This is a genomic window from Rhodococcus sp. ENV425 (assembly GCF_002887785.1).
Lineage (GTDB): Bacteria > Actinomycetota > Actinomycetes > Mycobacteriales > Mycobacteriaceae > Rhodococcus > Rhodococcus aetherivorans.
In genome coordinates this window covers 1-4,183 of the sequence record NZ_PCZU01000146.1, presented here as the reverse complement: position 1 = coordinate 4,183, position 4,183 = coordinate 1, and the positions used below count along the sequence as shown (strand labels likewise).

The window sequence follows — 4,183 nt, the reverse complement described above, 5'->3', positions numbered from 1 at the left end:
CGCGGCGGCCAGCACCGGCAGCAGGTGACGGGCCGCCAGCTCGTATCCCGCGGCCGAGGGATGGAACCCGTCCGCAGAGAACAGGCGGTCCGGCGCGGAGAGGAACTCGGGCGTCAACAGGTCGGCCAGCGGCACCGGATGCCCACCGGCCGCGCGCGTCGCCGCGGCCTGCGCGCGGGCCAGTTGCCGCCCCCACGTCCGCACCACCGTGCGCAGCGGCTGGGGGATCGCGCCGACCACCCCGAGGTCGGGGCACGTGCCGACGACCACGACGGCGCCGCCGGCGCGCAGCCGGTGCACCGCCGAGCCCAGCCGCTGCGCCGAACGATGCAGCGACTGCTTCGCGGTCACGTCGTTGGCACCGACCAGGATGACGGCCGCGTCCGGCGGCGGTCCCGCCACGTACATCGCGTCGACCTGCCCCGCCAGGCCCCGCGAGGTGGCCCCCGCGATCGCCTTCGTGCTGAGCCGGACCCGGCGACGGGACTCGTCAGCCAGGGCGCGGGCCAGCAGCACCCCGGGCACCTCGGCGGCGCTCGCGCAGCCCAGGCCGGCCGCCGTCGAATCCCCGAAGATCATCAGGTGCAGGTCGAACGGCACGTCGCGGCGCCACGGCACCGGGGACTGCGCTCCGGGCAGGTACACCCCGTCCGCCTCGGGCGGCTTCGCCCAGGTGCGGCCGATGACGCCTCTCGCTTCCGTCGCCTGGCGCATCAGGTACGTGTACGTCAGCCACGAGGCGCCGCCGGCGCCGGAGCCGGCGGCGACGGCCGTCGCGCCGGCCAGCGCCGCGGCACGCCACGAAGTTCGGGGCACGGTGGATCACCTTTCCGAGAGGACGGCCACACCCTGAAGTTGCCGTGTCCAGTGTGCGTCGTATGCGTCGCTCGAGCAGCCGGAACGGCGTTGTGCAGAGGCATCTGAGACCATGGAGGAATGCGCATAGCGGATTCCGTCGTCGGTCTCATCGGAAACACGCCGCTGGTCAAGCTCAACTCGGTGACGAAGCCGGGTTCGGGGCTGGTCGCGGCGAAGGTCGAATACTTCAACCCCGGTGGCAGTTCCAAGGACCGCATCGCGGTCAAGATGGTCGACGCCGCCGAAGTCTCGGGTGCGCTGAAACTGGGCGGCACCATCGTCGAGCCGACCTCCGGCAACACCGGCATCGGTCTCGCGCTCGTCGCGCAACAGCGCGGCTACAAGTGCGTGTTCGTGTGTCCCGACAAGGTCAGCGAGGACAAGCGCAACGTGCTCCGCGCGTACGGCGCCGAGGTCGTGGTGTGCCCGACCGCGGTGCCCCCGGAGCATCCCGACAGCTACTACAGCGTCTCCGACCGGCTCGCCCGGGAACTGCCCGGCGGCTGGAAGCCCGACCAGTACTCCAACCCGGCCGGGCCGGAGAGCCACTACGAGACCACCGGCCCGGAGATCTGGCGCGATACCGACGGCAAGGTGACCCACTTCGTCGCCGGCGTCGGCACCGGCGGCACCATCACCGGCACCGGCCGCTACCTCAAGGAGGTTTCCGGCGGCAAGGTCAAGGTGATCGGCGCCGACCCGGAGGGCTCCGTCTATTCCGGCGGCACCGGTCGCCCGTACCTCGTCGAGGGTGTGGGCGAGGACTTCTGGCCCAGCGCCTACGACCCCTCGATCCCCGACGAGATCATCGCCGTCTCCGACGCGGACTCGTTCGACATGACCCGGCGTCTCGCCCGCGAGGAGGGCCTGCTCGTCGGCGGGTCGTGCGGCATGGCCGTCGTCGCCGCCCTGAGGGTCGCCGAGCGCGAGGGACCGGACGCGCTCGTCGTGGTACTGCTTCCCGACGGTGGGCGCGGCTACATGTCGAAGATCTTCAACGACAAGTGGATGGCCTCGTACGGTTTCCTGCGGGCCCCGCTCGACGGCAAGCCGGACGATTCGACCGTCGGCGACGTGCTGCGCAGCAAGTCGGGGGAGCTGCCCGCCCTCGTGCACACGCACCCGTCGGAGACGGTCCGCGACGCCGTCGAGATCCTGCGCGAGTACGGGGTCTCGCAGATGCCGGTCGTGGGTGCCGAGCCGCCCGTCACCGCCGGTGAGGTCGCGGGCAGCGTCAGCGAGCGCGAGCTCCTCAGCGCCGTCTTCGAGGGCCGCGCGAGGCTGGCCGACCCCGTCGCGAAGCACATGAGCCCGTCGCTGCCGCTGATCGGTGTCGGCGAGTCGATCGCCGCCGCCACGAAGGCGTTCGGCGACACCGATGCGCTGCTGGTCATCGACGACGGCAAGCCCGTCGGCGTGATCACCCGTCACGACCTGCTCGGGTTCATCAGCGCGGGCTCGTAGCGGCTACGCCGGTGGCCCGGGGTGTGTTCCCCGGGCCACCGGCGTGTGCCCCCGACTAGGCTGAGCCGCATGAGTGAGCAGCGCAGCCACGGCTTTTCCACCCGAGCGATCCACGCCGGATACGATCCCGACCCGGCGACCGGCGCCGTCAACGTCCCCATCTATGCGAGTTCGACGTTCGCGCAGGACGGGGTCGGCGGGATGCGCGGCGGATTCGAGTACGCCCGCACCGGAAACCCCACCCGCAAGCCGCTCGAGGCGAACCTCGCGGCCATCGAGGCGGGCACCTTCGGCCGGGCGTTCAGCTCCGGCATGGCCGCCACCGACTGCCTGCTGCGTTCGGTGCTGCGGCCCGGCGATCACCTCGTCATCCCCAACGACGCCTACGGTGGCACCTTCCGGCTGATCGACAAGGTGTTCACGCAGTGGGGCATCGAGTACACGCCCGCGCCCATCTCGGACGTCGACGCCGTGCGCGAGGCGATGCGGCCCACCACCAAGCTGGTGTGGGTCGAGACCCCGACGAACCCCCTGCTCAACATCGGTGACATCGCGGCCCTCGCCGACGTCGCGCACACCGGTGGGGCGAAGATCGTGGTCGACAACACGTTCGCGTCGCCGTACCTGCAGCAGCCGCTGGCCCTGGGGGCCGACGTCGCACTGCACTCGACCACCAAGTATCTCGGTGGCCACTCCGACGTGGTCGGCGGCGCGCTGGTCACGAACGACGAGGAACTCGACACCAGGTTCGCGTTCCTGCAGAACGGTGCGGGCGCCGTCCCGGGCCCGTTCGACGCGTACCTGACGATGCGCGGCATCAAGACGCTGGCACTGCGGATGGAACGGCACAGCGACAACGCCGAGAAGATCGTCGAGCTGCTCGACGGGCATCCCGCCGTCGCCCAGGTGATCTACCCCGGCCACGAGGCGCACCCCGACCACGCCGTCGCGTCGAAGCAGATGCGCCGGTTCGGCGGCATGGTCTCGCTGCGCCTGGCCGGCGGCAAGCAGGCTGCCCTCGACTTCTGCGCACGCACCGAGATCTTCACCCTCGCCGAGTCCCTCGGTGGTGTCGAGTCGCTGATCGAGCACCCGGGCGCGATGACGCACGCCTCGACCGCCGGGTCGCTGCTCGAGGTCCCGGAAGACCTGGTGCGCCTGTCCGTCGGCATCGAAGATGCCGCCGACCTCGTCGCGGACATCGAGCAGGCACTGGAGGCGTAAACCCGGATGTGACTGCGCCGAGGGGGCGGATGTGGGCGCCCTTTCTCGCATGTGGCCGCAGGAACCGCCCTCTCGACCCCCGAACCTCCCGGTCGACCGCGCGGTGATCGAGCGCCGCGTTCCCTGTTGATGTAACTTCGAGTTCGCTGTGTGGCGCGTCACAACAGCCAAATTGGAACAGGTTCTTACATATATATGATATCCAAGTAACGAAACCGCACCGGTGACAGAGATCACAAGTACGGTGAAGGCGGTCGTCTGAGGGATGGGGAGTTCGCGTATGTCAGTTGACCCGTCGGCGGTGATTGTGGCGGTGGCCACGGCGGCGAGTGCCCTGGTACAGGGAGCGGACATCCCGGATCAGATCAAGGAACAGGTGACGCAGGCGGTCGAGTCGTTCCAGGCATCGGCCGAAGCCTCCGCCGCGACCACGGACCGGCAGGTCGCCGATCTGGTGGCGGGGTTGCCCGAGCCGATGCGTCCGGCGGCGGAGCAGGCCGTGGCGGACGCGACGTCGGCGGCGACGGACGCGCTGATGCCGCACCTGCCGGCGGAGGCGGCCGCGGTGCTCGAACCGCCGCCGGCGCCGGTGGAGAACCCGGTGCAGGCCGTGCTCGAACAGGTGCCGTCGGTGCCG

Annotated in this window: 3 protein-coding genes and 1 pseudogene; 3 read left to right on the top strand and 1 reads right to left on the bottom strand. The window is 70.5% G+C overall.

Annotation, left to right across the window (positions count from 1 at the left end):
* Positions 1-816: SGNH/GDSL hydrolase family protein (locus CQZ88_RS11460; protein WP_102799764.1), on the bottom strand; the 816-nt coding region annotated here is incomplete at its 3' end.
* 120 nt (positions 817-936) lie between these two features.
* On the opposite strand from CQZ88_RS11460, the gene CQZ88_RS11455 reads away from it, so the two are divergent.
* From CQZ88_RS11455 to CQZ88_RS11445, 3 genes and pseudogenes are all read left to right on the top strand, one after another.
* Positions 937-2,322: a cystathionine beta-synthase gene (locus CQZ88_RS11455; protein WP_102799763.1), complete on the top strand. Its 1,386-nt coding sequence runs from the start codon at positions 937-939 to the stop codon at positions 2,320-2,322.
* 69 nt (positions 2,323-2,391) lie between these two features.
* A complete protein-coding gene (locus tag CQZ88_RS11450; RefSeq protein ID WP_006939059.1) occupies positions 2,392-3,546 on the top strand; it encodes a cystathionine gamma-synthase in 1,155 nt (384 codons plus the stop codon).
* Positions 3,547-3,826: 280 nt separating this feature from the next.
* Positions 3,827-4,183, top strand: a pseudogene (locus tag CQZ88_RS11445) (lytic transglycosylase); the annotation flags it as partial.

What these genes read in the sequence shown, in the direction of transcription:
- CQZ88_RS11455 (WP_102799763.1), top strand. Translation starts at nt 937, where the DNA reads ATGCGCATAGCGGATTCCGTCGTCGGTCTCATCGGAAACACGCCGCTG.
- CQZ88_RS11450 (WP_006939059.1), top strand. Translation starts at nt 2,392, where the DNA reads ATGAGTGAGCAGCGCAGCCACGGCTTTTCCACCCGAGCGATCCACGCC.